Source organism: Amycolatopsis sp. NPDC005232 (assembly GCF_040607795.1).
Taxonomy (GTDB): Bacteria; Actinomycetota; Actinomycetes; order Mycobacteriales; family Pseudonocardiaceae; genus Amycolatopsis.
The window spans coordinates 1-16,515 of sequence record NZ_JBEXHL010000031.1 but is presented as its reverse complement, the minus strand read 5'-3'; the positions used below and the strand labels follow the sequence as shown (position 1 = coordinate 16,515).

16 protein-coding genes are annotated in these 16,515 nt (G+C 67.8%); 8 read left to right on the top strand and 8 right to left on the bottom strand.

What is annotated here, in order from left to right; genetic code table 11:
- Nucleotides 1–83: 83 nt before the first annotated feature.
- On the top strand, nucleotides 84–1,598 hold the full coding sequence (locus ABZU76_RS39455) for a 4-hydroxyphenylacetate 3-hydroxylase N-terminal domain-containing protein (RefSeq protein ID WP_354879654.1): 1,515 nt from the start codon (nucleotides 84–86) through the stop codon (nucleotides 1,596–1,598).
- Nucleotides 1,599–1,617: 19 nt separating this feature from the next.
- Here the strand turns inward: ABZU76_RS39455 and ABZU76_RS39450 are convergent, their stop codons facing one another.
- The 4 genes from ABZU76_RS39450 to ABZU76_RS39435 form a co-directional block, all read right to left on the bottom strand.
- Entirely contained in the window at nucleotides 1,618–3,837 is a 2,220-nt protein-coding gene (locus ABZU76_RS39450) for a LuxR C-terminal-related transcriptional regulator (RefSeq protein ID WP_354879651.1), read from the bottom strand.
- Between the two features lie 105 nt (nucleotides 3,838–3,942).
- Nucleotides 3,943–4,437, bottom strand: coding sequence for a flavin reductase family protein (locus tag ABZU76_RS39445; protein ID WP_354879648.1), 495 nt, complete (start codon nucleotides 4,435–4,437; stop codon nucleotides 3,943–3,945).
- A gap of 118 nt (nucleotides 4,438–4,555) precedes the next feature.
- Nucleotides 4,556–5,425 carry a dioxygenase gene (locus ABZU76_RS39440; RefSeq protein WP_354879645.1) on the bottom strand — a complete coding sequence of 290 codons (870 nt, stop codon included), beginning with the start codon at nucleotides 5,423–5,425 and terminating at the stop codon, nucleotides 4,556–4,558.
- The gene (locus ABZU76_RS39435; RefSeq protein ID WP_354879642.1) at nucleotides 5,418–6,551 is read right to left on the bottom strand and encodes a maleylacetate reductase; all 1,134 of its coding nucleotides are present in this window, start codon (nucleotides 6,549–6,551) and stop codon (nucleotides 5,418–5,420) included. Before ABZU76_RS39435 ends, ABZU76_RS39440 begins: the two co-directional genes overlap by 8 nt.
- Before the next feature lie 300 nt (nucleotides 6,552–6,851).
- On the opposite strand from ABZU76_RS39435, the gene ABZU76_RS39430 reads away from it, so the two are divergent.
- Both ABZU76_RS39430 and ABZU76_RS39425 read left to right on the top strand, forming a co-directional pair.
- Nucleotides 6,852–7,796, top strand: a complete 945-nt coding sequence (locus ABZU76_RS39430; protein WP_354879639.1) for a sigma-70 family RNA polymerase sigma factor — start codon at nucleotides 6,852–6,854, stop codon at nucleotides 7,794–7,796.
- A 78-nt stretch (nucleotides 7,797–7,874) separates the two neighbouring features.
- On the top strand, nucleotides 7,875–8,300 hold the full coding sequence (locus tag ABZU76_RS39425; protein WP_354879636.1) for a carboxymuconolactone decarboxylase family protein: 426 nt from the start codon (nucleotides 7,875–7,877) through the stop codon (nucleotides 8,298–8,300).
- Nucleotides 8,301–9,230: 930 nt separating this feature from the next.
- Here the strand turns inward: ABZU76_RS39425 and ABZU76_RS39420 are convergent.
- Nucleotides 9,231–9,518: a hypothetical protein gene (locus tag ABZU76_RS39420; protein WP_354879633.1), complete on the bottom strand. Its 288-nt coding sequence runs from the start codon at nucleotides 9,516–9,518 to the stop codon at nucleotides 9,231–9,233.
- Nucleotides 9,519–9,940: 422 nt separating this feature from the next.
- On the opposite strand from ABZU76_RS39420, the gene ABZU76_RS39415 reads away from it, so the two are divergent.
- Nucleotides 9,941–10,792, top strand: a complete 852-nt coding sequence (locus ABZU76_RS39415) for a hypothetical protein (protein WP_354879631.1) — start codon at nucleotides 9,941–9,943, stop codon at nucleotides 10,790–10,792.
- A 256-nt stretch (nucleotides 10,793–11,048) separates the two neighbouring features.
- Here the strand turns inward: ABZU76_RS39415 and ABZU76_RS39410 are convergent, their stop codons facing one another.
- Nucleotides 11,049–11,174, bottom strand: coding sequence for a hypothetical protein (locus ABZU76_RS39410; RefSeq protein WP_354879628.1), 126 nt, complete (start codon nucleotides 11,172–11,174; stop codon nucleotides 11,049–11,051).
- 140 nt (nucleotides 11,175–11,314) lie between these two features.
- Between ABZU76_RS39410 and ABZU76_RS39405 the strand changes: the two genes are divergently transcribed.
- The gene (locus ABZU76_RS39405; RefSeq protein ID WP_354879625.1) at nucleotides 11,315–11,770 is read left to right on the top strand and encodes a winged helix-turn-helix transcriptional regulator; all 456 of its coding nucleotides are present in this window, start codon (nucleotides 11,315–11,317) and stop codon (nucleotides 11,768–11,770) included.
- On the opposite strand, the gene ABZU76_RS39400 is transcribed toward ABZU76_RS39405, so the two are convergent.
- Nucleotides 11,730–12,002 carry a hypothetical protein gene (locus ABZU76_RS39400; RefSeq protein WP_354879622.1) on the bottom strand — a complete coding sequence of 91 codons (273 nt, stop codon included), beginning with the start codon at nucleotides 12,000–12,002 and terminating at the stop codon, nucleotides 11,730–11,732. The two genes, ABZU76_RS39405 and ABZU76_RS39400, sit on opposite strands and share 41 nt — an antisense overlap.
- 888 nt (nucleotides 12,003–12,890) lie before the next feature.
- Between ABZU76_RS39400 and ABZU76_RS39395 the strand changes: the two genes are divergently transcribed.
- Together ABZU76_RS39395 and ABZU76_RS39390 are read left to right on the top strand one after the other, a co-directional pair.
- Nucleotides 12,891–13,220, top strand: a complete 330-nt coding sequence (locus ABZU76_RS39395; protein WP_354879619.1) for a hypothetical protein — start codon at nucleotides 12,891–12,893, stop codon at nucleotides 13,218–13,220.
- Nucleotides 13,221–13,645: 425 nt separating this feature from the next.
- Nucleotides 13,646–14,299, top strand: coding sequence for a hypothetical protein (locus ABZU76_RS39390; protein ID WP_354879616.1), 654 nt, complete (start codon nucleotides 13,646–13,648; stop codon nucleotides 14,297–14,299).
- Nucleotides 14,300–15,284: 985 nt separating this feature from the next.
- Here the strand turns inward: ABZU76_RS39390 and ABZU76_RS39385 are convergent.
- On the bottom strand, nucleotides 15,285–15,545 hold the full coding sequence (locus ABZU76_RS39385) for a hypothetical protein (protein WP_354879613.1): 261 nt from the start codon (nucleotides 15,543–15,545) through the stop codon (nucleotides 15,285–15,287).
- A gap of 758 nt (nucleotides 15,546–16,303) precedes the next feature.
- Here ABZU76_RS39385 and ABZU76_RS39380 point away from each other — a divergent pair.
- Nucleotides 16,304–16,515: MerR family DNA-binding transcriptional regulator (locus ABZU76_RS39380; protein WP_354879610.1), on the top strand; the 212-nt coding region annotated here is incomplete at its 3' end.

The following is a 16,515-nucleotide window of genomic DNA, read 5'->3' as shown; positions in this document are numbered from 1 at the left end:
ATCGCCGCTGGCACGCCCTCCGCTCACCCCATCGCGACGCACCCTCGGTGTCATCCAGATCTCTTGCCCGGAAGGAGCATGACGTGCGTACAGGCAAGGAATACCTGGCGGCGCTCAACGACGGCCGCGCGGTGTGGGTGGGTGACGAACTCGTCGACAACGTCGCGACACACCCCAAGACCAGGGCGTACGCCCGGAGCATCGCGGACTTCTACGACCTCCACCACCGCCCGGACCTCCAGGACGTGATGACGTTCGTGGACGAGGACGGCGTCCGGCAGTCCATGACGTGGTTTCGGCACCAGACCAAGGAGGACCTACGGCGCAAGCGGCGCTACCTGGAGACGGTGCAGCGGGAACTGGGCGGCGGAGCGATCCCGCGCACGCCGGATGTCAACAACTACGTCCTGCTGACCTACGTCGACGATCCGGAGCCCTGGAGCAACCAGTCGGTCGGGACCGATGGGCGGGACCTCACCGAGGGGATCCACGATTTCTGGAACCTGATGCGGGACGGCGACCTGAACGCGACACCGGCCTTCGTCGACCCGCAGGCGGACCGCTCGCGTGATTCCGCCCAGGCCGATTCCCCCGCGCTGCGGGTGGTCGCCACCTCGGACGAGGGCATCACCGTGCGGGGCGTGAAGGCGATCAGCACCGGCGCGGCTTTCGGGGACTGGATCCACATCGGTGTCTTCTACCGCCCGGGCATCATCGCCGAACAGGTCATCTACGGAGCGGTGAAGACCAACACGCCCGGGGTGACCATAATCTGCCGCGAGAGCAATGTCCGGGACGGCGAGGCGGTGGAGCACCCGCTCGCTTCGCGGGGTGACGAGCTGGACAGCATCATCGTGTTCGAAGACGTCGTGATCCCCTGGCACCGGGTCTTCCACACCGGCAACCCCCAGCACGCATCGCTGTACCCGCAGCGCGTCTTCGACTGGCTGCATTACCACGCGCTGGTGCGCGCGACGGTGAAGGCTGAGCTGATGCTCGGTCTGGCGCTGCTGATCACCGAGCACATCGGCACGTATCAGCTGCCCCCGGTCCAGGCCCGGATCGCCCGGTTCGCCGGTTTCCACCAGACGCTCAAGGCGCATCTGCTCGGTTCGGAGGACGACGGGTTCCACACGCCCGGCGGCACCTTCAAGCCGAACGTCCTGATGTTCGACTTCGGGCGGGCGCACTACATCGAACACATCGCGGAGATGACCCACGAGCTCATCGACCTGTCCGGCCGGGCCGCGCTCATCTACCCCACCGAGGGGCAGTGGCAGCAGCCTGAACTGCGGCCATGGCTGGAGGCACTGCAGACCGGACCGGTCGGGAGGCCGCACGATCGGCTGAAGATCAGCCGGGTGATCCGCGACATGTTCCTGTCCGACTGGGGCGACCGCATCAGCACGTTCGAGAACTTCAACGGCACGCCACTGCTGGCCATCCGCAGCCTCACCATGAAGCGTGCCGAGATGGCTCCGAGCGGCGTCATGGCAGACCTTGCTCGCAAGGTCTGCGGCATTGAGCTCACGAGCGAGGACGAGGAGACCGCGTACCGCGCCCAGGCGAACTACGCCCGGCGCCAGGACGCCTCGTAGCCGGCTGCCGGGGCCTGGTTCAGAGAACCCCGAATTCCCGGGCCCTGGCAACCGCACCAATCCGGTCGTGCGTTCCGAGTTTGCGGAAGATCGCGCTGACCTGAGTCTTGACGGTGTTGTGGGACACGGAGAACTCGGACGCGATCTCACGCAGGGTCAGCGGACCGCACAGGGCGCGGAGCACCCGGCGCTCGCTTCGCGACAAGTCCTCGGGGCCGGGCACGGCAGAGGGCACGAGCGCGTCCGCGCCGGCCCGGCCGAGCAAATCCGTCAGCATCCCGGTTGGCTCACAACGGTCCGCTGCCCGCTCGGCTGCTGTACGGGCCTCCCGTGCGGCCGCCGCGTTGTGCCGCGCACTCTCGAGTCGCGCCCGGGTGCAGTGGCACAAGGCGCGCACGTGCGGTTCGCTTCCTGCCCAGGACGAGCCCGCCAGTGCCTCTTCCGCGCCGACCAGATCGCGTTCGGCCTCGTCGACCCGTCCTTCATCGAGGAGCAGTCCGGCCCGGCCGAGGTAGGCGGACACGGTGATGAAATGCCGGTCGAGGCCTGCCGCGGCGGCCGCCTCGAGAGCCTCGTCGCTCAGGATGCGGGCCGGTTCGTGCCGTCCGGCCATCAACCCGCACAGCGCCCGCAAGCCGATCGCGCGGACGAGCGCCAGGCTGTGCCCCGCCGCGTGCGCGTCACGCGTCGCCTCGTCAAGCACTGCCTCGGATTCCTGGTACCGACCAGTCCACAGTAGAGCCGCGCCGCGGGCCGTCCCGGCCAGGGCACGCCAGGAAGTCAACGGCACGGTTCCGGCAACAGCGGATTCGCCGAGCTGGTCAGCCGTCAAGACCTCGCCCTGCAGACAGCAGGCCACGGCCTGAGCGACGGCTGCCGCATCGGACACCGTGCCGAGTTCGCCGACGGTCTCCGGCCCCACCTGCCTGATCCGCGCCACCTCCAGCCACCGCCGGGCCGGCTCGGGGGCGCCGCCCGAAAGAGCCGCCATCGCCGCCACGACGCACAACCTCGCATCGGCGGCGACCGTGCGGGGCGGCAAGAGGTCCAGCCAATGCGAGACCTCGGCACCACGGCCCGCCGAGATCGCTGTCTCCCAGTTGCGGAGGATCGACGCGACGGCTGCGGCCTCGTCGCCACCCAGCAACCAGTGCCGGGCGGCCGCGGTCGTCTCTCCCTGCCGGGAGTAGCACTGAGCCGCCGACCGGTGCAGAGACTCGACAGTGTCCGGCCCTTCGGACTCGAGGACGTCGAACAGCAGCAGAGACAGCGCTCGGTGATGCCGGTACGCCGACGGATTGTCGGCAACCGGAACGAGCAGCTGCTCGGTCCGCGCCAGCTCGCGCAGCAGTACGCCCCCGCGGGCGCCGGCGAGGGCCTGGCAGGGTCCGGGGCGCAGCTCGTCGAGCACGCTGGTGCGCAGGAGGAAGCGGCGCTGTTCGGTGGTGAGCCGGGAGAAAACCTCGGTGGCCAGGTACTCGTTGACCGCCTGCCTGCCGCGGGCCACGTTCCCTGCCGTGTCGGCCCCGTTCGCCGAGGAAGCTTGGGCGCGCCCCATGAGGCACAGCCCCGCCGCCCATCCCTCGGTGGTCTCGTGCAGCGCGTTCGCAGTGTCCGCAGCCGGAGCGGACCCGAGCAGAGCTGTGAGCAGTGCGTGGGTCTCCTCCGGGGTGAAAGCCAGATCGTGGTGATCGATTTCGGCGACGAGCCCTCGGGCGCGCAGGGCCGGAACGGGCCTTCCGGGGACGTGCCGCGTCGACAGAACGATGCGGAAGCCCTGGGGAACCCTGGTCAGGAAGTCCGCGAGGCTGCCGACCGCGTCGGCGTCCGTGACGCATTCCAGTCCGTCGAGGATCAGGGTGAGCGGACTTTCTCCGCATGGTCCGGCGACGAGGCCTGGCAGGATCTCCTCGAGCCAGGCGTCGAGCTTCCACTCAGTGTCGTCGGGGTGGACGGGCAGTTCCGGTAGTACGTCGCGCAGCGCCCGCAGGATGCTCGCCCAGAGCCGGTCCGGGGCGTTGTCGTGCGCGTCCAGGCTGAGCCAGGCGCACTCTCCGCGCACCATCAGGCGCTGCGACCATTCGGTCAGGAGCACCGACTTCCCGGCACCGGCCGGTGCGGAGACCACCACCACCGGCTCGGTCGCCGCGTCGAGCCGGCGCAGCAGGCGCGGGCGGGTCACCAGATGCGGGGGCTGGGCCGGAGGCTGCAACTTGAAGGCCGGCACTGAGCTGGACATGGCACCTTCAGTGGATCCGTCGGGATGAGGGGAGCCCCCGACGTCGGCAGCTCTCCTCGCGGAAGCCGGACATCGGGGGCAGGGGCGCGCCGGTCCTGGAGAGTGCTAGTCAGACCCCCTGAGCACGCCGAAATCCCCCGCGAAGTGGAGCAGCGGCCGACCGTCCACCCGGTATTCGAAATGGCGGACGTCGCCCACAAAAATGGTGTGATCGCCGCCGGGAATCGCCTCGGCGACATCGCACACGACGGCCGCGATGGCGTCTTTCAAAACCGGCACCCCGTGGTCGTCGAAAGTCTTGACGTCCGCGAACTTGTCCGCCTTGGAAATGGCGAAGTTGCGCGCCAGGTTTTCGCTGTCTTCGCCGAGGACATTGACGGCGAAGCGGCCGTGCTCCACGATCGCGGTCCTCGTGTACAAGTGGTTGGCGATGCAGACCAGAAGCTGGATCGGTTCCAGGGAAAGCGCGGACACCGCGCTCGCCGTCATGCCGATGGGCGCGGTTCCCGAGCACGTGGTGATCACACTGACACCGGTGGCGAGCCGGCTCATCGCGGCTCGGAAATCAACGGTCATGTCTGGGGATTGGGTTCCGATCATCGGTGGACCTCCGTAAGGGTGAGCTGGGATCTGGTGCCTTTCACGAACCGTTCGAGCCGCCAGGCCGGTTCATCGCTGCTCTTGATGACCGTCCCTCGACACCGGGCGGAGCCGGAGGTCAGCCCGCAGGGCTGGGTTCGAGGACGAAGGTGCGCCGCAGCACGGCGTATGGCACGGCGGTGAGCCCGCGGCAAGGCCCGTCGTCGGCTGCGTACACGTCGAAGGGCTCGATCAGCGACTCCTTGACTCCGAACACGGGATCGGCGTCCAGGTACGGGTCGTCCGAGGGGAACAACATGGTGGTCACGCGCTGGAATCCCGGAATATCGATCAGCAGGTGCACGTGGGCGGGACGCATCAGCGACCGGCTGGTCGCGGTCATGAGCTCGCCGACGGGGCCGTCGCCCGGGATCGGGTAACTGGACGGACGGATGGACCGGAAAGCGAAGTGTCCCGTCTCGTCGGTCCGGAAGAGCGCGCGCATGGCCGGGCCCACCTGGCCGGGCACGTCCACGTCGTAGTGGCCGTCCGCGTCGCTGTGCCAGACGTCCACCGCCGCGCCGGCCACCGGCGCTCCGTCACGGTCCACGACCCGACCCTCGAAGAACAGCGGGTCGCCGGGCAGACCCCCGGAGATGTCGGTGGCGTCGGCGTACTGCGGCCGGTCCTCCCTGAAGAAGGGGCCCAGGACGCTGTTCTGCGTGGCTTTCGCGGGACGTCGGTTGCTCAGTGCGTCGACCAGCATGGTCACGCCCAGCACGTCGGACAGGAGGATGAACTCCTGACGCGTCGGCGTGCACATCTGCCCGGTGCGAGTCAGGAGGTCCACTCCCCGGGCCCACTCCTCCTCCGTCAAGTGAACGTCACGGACGAAGGCGTGGAGGTGCCGCACAAGCGATTCCAGGATTTCCGCGACGCGGGGGTCCAAGGTGCCCCGCATTGTCGAGATCACGGCTTCGGTGATGGTGTCGCTGGTCAGATCACGCATGGCGCGCTCCCGTGATGGTTGAGGGTTCGATGATGGGATCGGTCCGGCGATGCTCGGTGCCGGGTGACGTCCCCGGCGGCTCCCCGGCCCAGGCACGCGTCAGGAGGGCGCGCGCCGCGGTCGGGTTCACCGGGCGTGGATTCCAGTAGCAGTCCCGCATGACGAGTTCGGCCGCCTGCTCGATCCCCGCTTCCGGCATGCCGAGGTCCCGCAGCGCCCTGGGGGCGCCGAGCCGCCCGGCGAAGTCGAAGAGACCGCTCGCGGCGTCGTCCGCCGACAGCGCCTGCGCGATGCGTGCGACGGCCTCAGGGGCTGCCGGCGCGTTGTAGGCGACCACGTGCGGTAACACGACCGCGTGGGTTTCTGCGTGCGGAAGCCCGAACGTGCCGCCCAGCACGTGGCACACCTTGTGATGCAAGGCCATGCCGACCGTGCCGAGGCACGTGGCCGCCAGCCACGCCCCGTACAACGCATCCGCCCGCGCCTCGCCGTCCCCCGGAGACCACCTGATGACCGGAAGGGACCGGGTGAGGGAATCCAGCGCCTCACCGGCCAACAGGAAGGCGACCGGGTCCCGGTCGTGTGCGTAAAGGGCCTCCACGGCGTGCGCCATCGCGTTGATGCCGCTGACCACGGAGGTTTTCGCGGGAACCGTGAGCGTCAGATCGATGTCGTAAACCACTGTCTTGAGCAGGATCTCCGGCAGCCGCCGGGTCGTTTTCCGGTGGCCTTCGGTTTCTCCGAGGATCGGCGTCATCTCCGAGCCCGCATAAGTGGTGGGCAAGGCCAGCTGCGGAAGACCGGTTCGCGAGGCGATCGCCTTGCCGAGGCCGATGGTCGATCCACCGCCGACCGCGAGCACGGCGTCCGCTCCCACGGTTCTGGCATGCGTGACCGCCTTCGCCGTGACCTCGACCGGGGTGTGCGGAGCGGCTTCGGCGAACGTACCGGCTGCCGCGGCACCGAGCCGGTCGCGAATCTCGGCTGCCTGGTGCACTTGACCAGGAGTGCACAGGACGAGCACCCGACGGCATCCGAGAGCATCGGCCTCGTCGGGGATACGGCTGCGCGTACCGCTGCCGAAAACCACTTTGGTGATCTGCCCCCGGTGTACGAACATCTTCATCAGAGATTCCTCGGCCTGCCGTTTCCGCTGTTCCTGGAAGGAAGCTTCGGCATTCGGCTGAGGTGCGTCAACGAAATCGGTTGGCGATGACGGGGATGGGCGGGGAAATACCTTGTTCGCGCGACCGGCGCAGAGGCCGAGACCTCCGGCTCGCCGCCGATATCACTCATCTACGCGATTCCGGAGGACGCCGAGAGGGTGGACCATCGAAGCGGCCATGCGTGCGGCGGAACCGCCCCGCAACGCAAACCGACACGGTAGCCGCGTGGACCCGCCACGGACAGCCGCAACCGGAGGATCATGGATCTCGAACCGGCCCCGTCGACAACGGACCTCGAGGACGCTGTCGCTGTCTTCGTGCAGCACCGGCGACGTCTGTTCGGCATCGCCTACCGTGTGCTCGGCAGCGTGGTCGAGGCTGAGGACGTGGTCCAGGAAGTGTGGCTGCGCTGGCAGAAGACGGACCGGTCCGTGGTGGTGAGCCCGGTGGCCTTCCTCTCGACCGCCACGACCCGGTTGGCCATCAACGTGGCGCTATCGGCGCGTGTGCGCCGCGAGACCTACATCGGGCCGTGGTTGCCCGAGCCCGTCGACACCAGCTCGGATCCGGAGGTGGGTGCGCAGCGTGCGGAGGCCCTTGAGCTGGCGCTGCTGTTGGTGTTGGAGAAACTGAACCCCGTCGAGCGCGCTGCGTACGTGCTGCGTGAGGCGTTTGACTATTCCTACCCCGAGATCGGCGAAATCCTTCAACTGAGCCCGGTCAACGTGCGGAAGATCGTCAGCCGTGCTCGGCGGCACTTGTCGGACGAGAAAAGGGAGAGCGTGGAAGCGGCGGAGCACCGACGCCTTCTGAACGCCTTTGTCGCAGCAGCTCGAACGGGGGATGTGGCCTCACTGGAAGCCCTTCTGACGCCTGATGCCGTCAGCCTGTCCGACGGCAATGGTATGCGGGGCGTTGCGCGGATCCCCGTTTCGGGCCGGGCGCGGGTGGCCAATCTGGCGACGGCCCATCCACGCCTTTGGCAGGACGTGGACGTCAGGCTCGTCGACGCCAACGGTCGTGGGGGCGCGATGATCCACCGGGCCGGTGTGCCGTCGACGTTCCTGATGATAGCGGCCTCGGAGGACGGCATCTTCCAGGTGATGTGGGTGTTCGAGCCGACCAAGATCGCCGCGTTCCTCGGTTCGGGGTCCCGCGGCGCGACCACGCTCTTGTCACACCCGGCCGGGCTGTCCGGTCAGTAGGGGGTACCGGTAACTCTGCATGGAGGATCCATGGATTCGCGCCTCGACTACTAAGGCAATGCCCTCGCCATCAAGGTGATGAAGCACCTCTACTCGGCCAGCAAGGTGCTGTCCGACTCGGCACTTCCGGCCGCCGTCCAGCTTCTGGTGGAGATCCGCGCCAGCCAGGTCAACGGCTGCGGCTTCTGCACCGACATGCATACCAAGGACGCGACCCACGCCGGGGAGACCTCCTTACGGCTCAACCTGGTCGCCGCCTGGCGGGAGGCGACGGTCTTCACTGAGGCCGAGCGTGCCGCGCTGGAGTTGACCGAGCAGGGCACCCGGGTCGCGGACGCGGCCAGTGGAGTGACCGACGAGGCCTGGACGGACGCTGCCAAACACTTCGACGAGGAGCAGCTCGTCGCGCTGATCTCGCTCATCGCCGTCATCAACAGCTACAACCGGATCAACATCATCAACCAGCAGCCGGCTGGGAGCTACCGGGTCGGCCAGTTCGGCTGAGCCAAGGCGTATGGCCCGTCTCCGCGTCGCCCCGGTCTGGGGCGGGGGCACGGATTTCGTGCGCACAGCCTGTCACAGACGCCGGCCGTGCCCGGTCTTCACTGAATCAAGTCAGGTGAACCGGGAACCACCGGCGCGCGAGCGTCGGTAGTTCCCGGGCAGGCCTGCGGAGGTGTAGCACAGTGCACGAGATGGACTCGGTGGACGGATTCGGACCCAAGATGCTGGCGGACGTCAAGCCGCCGTTCATCCACGAGGGCGCTTCGAGGATGACAGTCCTCGTCGAGTGGCCTCCCGGGTGACCCTGGGACTCCGCCGCACCGCCACTCAAGGCCGTGCTTCGGCTACGCGATTACCTCAAACTGGGCGCGAGAGGCACTCCTTCAACGGATCGACGCGCTCCTGATGGCCCGCGATCTCGAAGCGATCAACTACCTGAACCAGCTCTAGCCGCCAGGCGTGGCGATCCCTGCGAAAGGCGCTGCCCGCTGCTGACTTCCGCCGTATGACCGACCGGCGGACCGAGACGGACGGGCAGCCCAGCAGCCCGGGGAGACCCTCCGCTACGCCGACATGGTCGAGATCGGCACCTGGTTCGGCCTCGACCACCGCTTCGTCTCCACCTGGCGCAAACGCTATGTCGACGACCACCCGTTCCCGGAACCGGACGTCATGATCGGACGGACCCCAGGCTGGGCCCGCAGCCGTCGCTCTGAGATCGAAGCCTGGGAACACGGGCGGCCCGGACGCGGTGCGGGGGGGTGGACGGCCCCGCAAGCGCGATGGGAGCTGATAGGGAGCCGAACAACGACCAGTCGGTCGTGTTGCACCTGCAGTCGGCCGCCGGAGCTCAAAGCGCGTGGACCCGGATGAAGATGCGGAGCCCAGCTTCCACTGTGGACCTCGCCCGCTCGGGTGCCGAGGGCGGGATCAGCCGCGGGAGTCGGGTGGGGCGTAGGCGTGGTGTTCTGTGTCGTGCCAGGCCCCGGTGCCGGCGGAGGCCGCGGACTTGGCCTGGCTCCACTTCAACCTGGCCAACTCGGCAGGGGAGAGGTCGACGCGGCGCGCCCAGTGCCGGCCCGAAGCGATAGCCGCGGTACCGAAGACCGCGAGCCCGGCCATCCCCAGAACGGCGCTCGCCCCGATGAGTGCCACCGCCGTGATGAACAGGCCGCGGTGCAGGTCTTCGCGAGCTGGGTCGGTGTAGTGGTAAGTCATGGTGGCTCCCCTCCGTCGGCCACACCGTCGCCGCTCACCGCCACCGCGCGCATCGCCCGGCGAAGGTGAGACTAGGTACCACCTGCGCGGGAGCGGCGTTCGAGTGCGGCACCGGCCTTGCCGCGGCTGGGCCGATGGCGGTGGCACGGATTTCGGCTCGAGTTGCGCGGTGCGGCATGCCTTGAGCTTGTAGTGGCCGGGGTGGGGCATTACGACGTTCTTGTCGCTCGGACCGGCTGTGATCGCGGCGATCATTACGCGTCCGTTCGGGGTGGGGAATGTGTGCTCGTCGGTCCGCAGCGTCCGGCGGTCCCGCGGGCGGGCGTACCCACGTTCTCGAAGTCAGGGTACAAACCCTGAGTGTCGAATCACTCGACATGTCGAGTGATTCGACATACGGTGGCGGCATGAACTACACCGAAGTGGATCGCGTCGCCGCGTTGGCTGCCTTGATCAGCTGGGCGGAGCGCCGCAAGAACCTGTCGTCGGACCGCGCCGACCTGATGGCCGTCGCCTGGCGTACCGGCACGCGCAACGTCGCCGAGCTCGCGAGGGTGGCGCGCGTTTCTCGCGACACCGTGTACGCGGATCTGGCTGCGCGCGGCGTCGACCCGGGCAAACGCGACGATGAGTCCGCCGAAAACCTGCCTGAGGGGGAGGGCGTCTTGTCCCCGGATGCCGTGCGTGCGGTGGGAGAACTCGCGGACACAATCACCATGCGGGCGTATGCCCACGCGCCGTCCGATCCGGTGGTCAGCTCGGCTCGGGCCGCCACCCGGGCGCTGACCCTGGTGGCCGATGTCCTCGACCCGCCGCAGGATCAGGGGCCCGGCTGGACCAGCGAAGAACTGCTGCGCTCTCTCGCCGACGAAGGGTCGGCGCTGAACCACCACGCGGCGCGGGCACTGGCGGAGCGGGAAAAGCCGGACAAGCTGGCTGCCGCGGCCGATCTCCGTCGGCGGGCGGTCCTGAACACCGGTCGGCACGGGACAGCGGACGGCGTCGAGGTGACGGTCAGTGTTCCGGCGGGCAGCGCGGTCAAGGTCCGGTTCGATCGCGACGGCACCGGCTGGACGACACTGGCCGGGGACAGCCCGTTGATCGACGGGCCGGTCGACAACCTCGACCACCTGGAAGTCGGCGCCGCGTTGGCGATCCTGGGGCGGGTGGTGACTCGTCACCTCACCGAATCAGCGCTCGTCGAGCCGAATCGGGAGGCGTTGCCGGAGATGCCGCCGCCGCGCACTCGGGTCATCCCCGGCAACGAGGACTGAGTCGCGCGCCTGACGCGGCGGTGAACGCCGTGGCTCGGCGGCACGAAGCGGGAAGCTGGCCATCCGAATTGGCAAGAACGCCGGTAAGAACGGCCGCCGCTGCGCGGAGAAGTCCATCCGCCGTCGCCGCGGCCGGGCTGTCCCAGCCCGCCACGACGGCGTCGCCCCAGCCCGAGGCGTCCGAGGCTTGGTCGGCCGCAGCGAACGCCACCGCGTCGCGCGGCCCGATCCGGCCGGCCGGCCGGACATCGATCAGTCAGCAGCCGCTTCGGGCGACGGCGAAGAAGTCCGGGATGCGCTCGCGCGGGCCGTCGCCGGTGAGGAACCGCAGTCGCATCGGCCGCGACAGCACATCCACCAGATCACCGGAGAAGTCGAGCATCAGCAGCAGCCGCGCCTCCTCGAGCGACTCGTCGCCGTGGTGGCGGCCGGTATTGGCCAGGAATTGCAGTCCGGAGCGGTGCTTCTGGCCTCGGCGCCACGAGAACTGGCGGACAGGCTATCGCCCCGCCGACGGCAACGATGCCAGGTTGTCTACCGTCGCCGGCACCTCGTCTGCGGCGCTGCGGACCGTGGCCGTCCATCGCCGAGCCGAGCCCTGACCGAGCTGAAGGGACCCACGAGCGTGATCTTGGACTTCGGCGAGTGCTGCGGATCAAATCAGTGCTGGCCGCCCGCGACTTCGACCCAATGCTGACCCTGACTCTGAAGCAGCTGCAACGCAACGGTTTTGTCGAACGGATTTTGCACGCGGAAGCGCGCCCGCGCGTCGAATACCGCTTGACCCACACTGGGGGCTTCGCCGCTGTCGGCGGTCCTCGGTCTGGCCGCCCGGTCCGCCGAAAACCAGGTGCGGATCCGGAGGAACCAGGCGGCGTTCGACGCGGGCGCCGCTCTCCCGGGCGACGCTTGAACCCCGGCCGGCAGAAGGCCGCGACTACTCCGCGGTGGTGTTCTCCGGATCGATGCCGTCCATGACCACGTCGATGCCCGTGCTGAAGATGACGAGCATGTCGATGAGGTCACCGTCGAGGTGGATGACCTCCCAGCCGTGTGTCTCGCCGGCGGTCTCGTTGACGAGGGTCCACTCCCACTGGAGGTAGTCGCGGTTCCGGATCATGCCGTCGATACCGAGGAACAGCACTTGGGCGATGCCCTGAGTGCGACCGATGAGCTCGTCCATCTCGGTGATGCCGGTGAAGAGCTCCACCGGCTCGATGAGCCGGACGTCCCGGTCCGGTCGCGGTGGTCGAGGTTCGCGAGGGGGGTCCCGAGCGAGGTGATCTTCCTGCCCCCTGCGCGCACTTCGTCCTGGGTCCACCGGGCGACAAGCCGGCGTTCGCCTTCTTCGACGATCGTCCAAACGTGGCGGGACCGTTCCCGCGAGCCGGTCAGGTGTTCGTGGAGCCGGACGATCCAGTCACGCCCGCGGGCGAGCTCGCCGCCGTAGAACAGGAAGGCGTCCTCGGCGAACAGTTCACCGAAATCGGAGTGCTTCGCGCCTGCGCTGTCCAGCAGGGAAAAGTAGCGGTCGAGCGTCGTTTCTGTCATGGCTGTCCTTTGTTGGAAACATCAAACCCGCGACCCGGGCTTGGAGACCGCGCCGACGGACCTTTTCGTCGTGTGCCCCAGGTTTCGCCGGTCCGGACGCGGTTGCCCCCCTGTCGTGGAGACCCACAAAACGGGGTGGTCCGGACCATGCTCGCGGTGGAATGGCCCACGTGCGCGCCCCGAAATCGTGTGACGACGAACGATCCCCGCCTGCCGGAACACAAACGTGGCAAACCACATCGTGCGGTGGGGTCGGGAGACGGCGCAGGCGAAGCCGAAGACGACGAATTCGGGGGGGGGCGATGCACTGGACGCGGATTCAGTGGTGGTGATTCGGGTGCATCTGGCGTTGCGGGATGCGGATAAGGCGCGGCTGGGCGGACGGCTGGCAGGAGCACGATCTCGCGTTCACCCGACCGGATCGTTCTCCGTTGCACCCGGCTGAGGTGATGGAGGCGTTCTACGAGCTTGTCGAGCGAGCCGGCTTGCCGCCCATTCGGCTGCATGATCTCCGGCACGGGGCGGCCACGCCGGCGCTTGGGTGGAAATGAAGGTTGTCCAGCACATGCTTCGGCATTCGTCGATCACGATCACGTCGGACAGCCACACGAGTGTGCTGCCTCATGTGGCGTTCGCGGCGGCCGAGGCGACGGCCGTGATCATCCCTCGGCAGTCGGTGCGCAGTCTCGGGCTCTCGTCGGGCTCACAAGTGACCACAAAGGACGGTGAAGAGGTGGAAGAATTGCTTCCGGATAACCAAAATCCCCAGGCCAGAAACTTCCTGAACCTGGGGAGTGAGGGTGCGCCATCAGGGACTCGAACCCCGAACCCGCTGGTTAAGAGATCGCTTTTTAACGTATCGGACGGTGCCGAGTGATGCCGGAAAGGGTCGTTTTCCTGGGCTACCGGTCGCCCGCTGTGTCGGTCCGTGTCGCTGCCTGCCGTCGTGTTTCCGACCTCTCGGGCTCGTCTCGGGCTCGCGCGTGCCGGACTGTGTTGCCTGGTCACACGCCGGTCGAACGGCCCCGTGACGAGCCGACCGACGCGACCGGCTCTCGCGTTCTGCGCGAGCCGACAGCGTCGATGGCGCCGAGGTGGCGGGGCTTAACGCATGAGAAATCTGGACTCTTCGATCGACGGCCTGATGACCGTGTTCAAGCGGGTCAGGACGGGCAAGAGGCTGAAGAACCTTGCTACGTTCGAGCGGCTCGGTAGTGACGCATGATGGTTTCTGACAGGCAGGGTTCCACAACCCAAGCGCCTATCGATCCTGGCAGCATCGTTCGGGCCATCACAGTGATCATGGGGACGGTCGTTGGCCTCACGTTTCTTTTCGGCTTCGGGAACGTCCTCAACCTGGCGCTGCGGCTTGGCGTTCCCCTGTGGGTTGCGCCGCTGGTGGCTCCCGCCGTCGACCTTTCGATCCTGGGGCTGCTCCTTGCAACGCGTCACCTGGTGCTGCGTGGGGCTCCCCCGGGCGCGCTGCGACCTGCTCGCCGACTGCTGATCTTCGCGAGCGTGGTCACACTCGCGCTGAACGTGGCGGAACCGGTCGTAGCGGGCCAGTTCGGGAAGGCAGCGTTCGACGCGGTCGGTCCACTGCTGTTGATCGGCTGGTCAGAGGTCGGTCCTGGCCTTCTGCAGGCGATCGGCGCCATCACCAATGCGCATTCCCGAGACGAGAGCGTCGCACCCAAGCCAATCGCAGACGCCGACGGCGACGCGCTCGAGACACCATCTCCGTTCAGTGAGGACGTTCCGAATAATGAAGTGGTCTGCCGCGCGCCGGAGGTTCTGCTCGCTCGAGCCCGGAGGGAGGATGCCGCTCATCGTGCGGCGCGCCAGAGGCCAATTTCCGCGGAGGCACTACGCGCCCGGCTTGGAGTTGGGGCGGGCCGGGCCCGCCAGTTGGTCAAGGTCGTGCGCGCCGAATTCGCCGAGCAGGCTGCTCAGTGACCTGGACGCGAGACCCGGCCTGGGACTGCTTTGCGCCCATCAACTCCGCACACGTCAGGCGGTAGTGCGCGAGGATCGTCGGCTCAATCGGGAAGCCCGGTCGGCGGTCCCGGCGGGTTGCTGCTGCATTGCGCCGGCACCGACCACTACCCGGCAGTACGAGTCGAGCTCTGGGACGGAGAGCCCACCCCGTGACCAGTGACTGGGACCAAATTCTCACGGTAACCTGCGATCCGAGCGATCAGGTTCGGCTGCAGTCGGTTACCGCCACCCCATCGCCCCGCGTCCTGACCATCATCCGCCCCGGCCCGCACCACGCCCGCGTTCACTCCGGCGGACGGGCGCAGACCGCGCAGCTCGAGTAGGGCTCCTTCGCCGAAGGCATCGAAGCCTGGCTCATCCAGCTCTGGCCCGCCTGACCGGTCACGCCGAGCGACGCCGCACTATGCCGACAGGCGAGACCGCTAGCAAACCGGTACCGACAGCCGCCAGCACAACGATCACCACTACGGTCGCCGTCGCCAAGCTGGGCGGGCTGCAGCTCATCAGGCCAGGACGGTATCCACAGCTGGTGAGCCCGCCACGCGTCGACGAGCGGATCTCTGGAGCCGGCCCGAGGGCTCGGTCAGCCGACCACCACACCAGACCAGCGAACATGAGCGTCACAACGCCGAGCGCTCCGAGTAATGCCCGGACCCATTGACGCACCTCGTGCGCACCTCCAGCTGACGTTCACCATCCACCGCGATAAGGCCCGCCCGAGATCGGGAAGGGCGAGGAGATCCGATTGAGCCCGGCCACTGCGGCGGCCATCTCCTGCTCCGCTCGGGCTCTTTGCCCGGCCCCGGGAATCCGCCAGGGAGTGGGCCGGTTCCGGCGGCTGCGCTGGGGATGCGCGGGCCGGTGTCCGAGGAAAACATGCCCGCGTTGTAGGCCGCACGTCCGCACCGGGCACTACGAATCCGCTCGTACCCATGCAGAATGGTCAAGCGCCGAGTCGGTGGTAGAGGCGGCTGGCCGGGGTTGCTGCCAGCTGGTTCACCGCACCTGAGGGATTCAGCTGTGCGAACTGCCCGAGCAGCTCCGCCGCGGAGTAGGCCTCAGCCTCCGAAAGCACCGCCACCCAGCGTTCCCGTCGTCCCTGCTCCACCAGGTGTGTGAGGGCCTGGGCGTACTCGCCCAGGTCGCGCGCTTCGTCCAAGCCGTACCGATCACCGAACGGCTCCTGCACAACCCTGTCGCTCATCCTCGTGCCCGTCTGCGCTCACTCAGTGAGGTCAGTAAATCTATGGTGGCCGGACTAGACATTCAACGGTGGGTGTGTGTAGTGTTCTCCATGTACGAGAGAGACAACGTCAAGCAGGCGCGGGAGAGAATGTAACTACCCGCGAGGTGAGACAAGACGGTCAGGCAGGACGGAGCCGATCAAGGAACAGGTTCCGGCTGGTGGCCGGGAGCAGTACTCCGGGGCCGAGGTGTGAAGACGGTTTGATCAGGCAGTGCCGGTCGCGGAGTGGGTGACAGGAAGCGGGCGGAGCGTGTGCGCCCGCGGAGGTCAGCAGTAGTGGTTGATCTGAGTAGTGATTGATGTGCAGGTGCAGGTGCAGGTGCAGGACCGGTCAGGTGGCCGGAGCCGATCAGTGAACGGGGCTTCGGGCAGTGACCAGCGGCGTCAGTGTGCTGGGACCGATCAGTGGAAGGGTCTCGGCGATGGCGTCCCAAGTAGGTGAAGCAGTACCCAGTATGTGGAAATCCCAGGAGAGAAGGGAACGGGACCATCATTGGATCGCCCGCAGCGGCCAGGTAGTGCCGCGCGGGTGCCGCAGTCCCATCGAGTTCGGAGGTGGTGCTCGGTTACGAATGAGCGATCCCCGCGGGATCCGGCTTCCCGCCGGACGCGGGTGCAGGACGCCGGCGGTCACGCCGGTTGGCAATGGTGAAACCCAACCCCAGGACCCCGGGTGCCGTGCACGGCACCCGGGGTCCTTCGTGATGTGGAGTGGAATGATTTCTGACCAAGAAGGACCGGCCACGCCCAGCGGGGCCGACAAGTTCGACGACGAGCACTACCCCGCCTACACCATGGGCCGGGCCGCCGAGATGCTCGGCGCCACCCAGGGCTTCCTGCGCAGCCTCGGCGAGGACGGCCTGATCACGCCGCAACGCTCCGCCGGCGGGCATCGCCGCTATTCCCGGTACCAGCTGCGCCTGGCCGC

Bases quoted from the DNA above. Each gene is read 5' to 3' on its own strand.
- ABZU76_RS39420 (WP_354879633.1), bottom strand. From the start codon at position 9,518: ATGACTTACCACTACACCGACCCAGCTCGCGAAGACCTGCACCGCGGC.
- ABZU76_RS39430 (WP_354879639.1), top strand. From the start codon at position 6,852: ATGGATCTCGAACCGGCCCCGTCGACAACGGACCTCGAGGACGCTGTC.
- ABZU76_RS39445 (WP_354879648.1), bottom strand. From the start codon at position 4,437: ATGATCGGAACCCAATCCCCAGACATGACCGTTGATTTCCGAGCCGCG.
- ABZU76_RS39410 (WP_354879628.1), bottom strand. From the start codon at position 11,174: ATGCTCGACTTCTCCGGTGATCTGGTGGATGTGCTGTCGCGGCCGATG.
- ABZU76_RS39440 (WP_354879645.1), bottom strand. From the start codon at position 5,425: ATGCGTGATCTGACCAGCGACACCATCACCGAAGCCGTGATCTCGACA.
- ABZU76_RS39385 (WP_354879613.1), bottom strand. From the start codon at position 15,545: ATGAGCGACAGGGTTGTGCAGGAGCCGTTCGGTGATCGGTACGGCTTG.
- ABZU76_RS39390 (WP_354879616.1), top strand. From the start codon at position 13,646: ATGGGGACGGTCGTTGGCCTCACGTTTCTTTTCGGCTTCGGGAACGTC.
- ABZU76_RS39405 (WP_354879625.1), top strand. From the start codon at position 11,315: ATGCCAGGTTGTCTACCGTCGCCGGCACCTCGTCTGCGGCGCTGCGGA.
- ABZU76_RS39435 (WP_354879642.1), bottom strand. From the start codon at position 6,551: ATGAAGATGTTCGTACACCGGGGGCAGATCACCAAAGTGGTTTTCGGC.
- ABZU76_RS39395 (WP_354879619.1), top strand. From the start codon at position 12,891: ATGAAGGTTGTCCAGCACATGCTTCGGCATTCGTCGATCACGATCACG.
- ABZU76_RS39450 (WP_354879651.1), bottom strand. From the start codon at position 3,837: ATGTCCAGCTCAGTGCCGGCCTTCAAGTTGCAGCCTCCGGCCCAGCCC.
- ABZU76_RS39425 (WP_354879636.1), top strand. From the start codon at position 7,875: ATGAAGCACCTCTACTCGGCCAGCAAGGTGCTGTCCGACTCGGCACTT.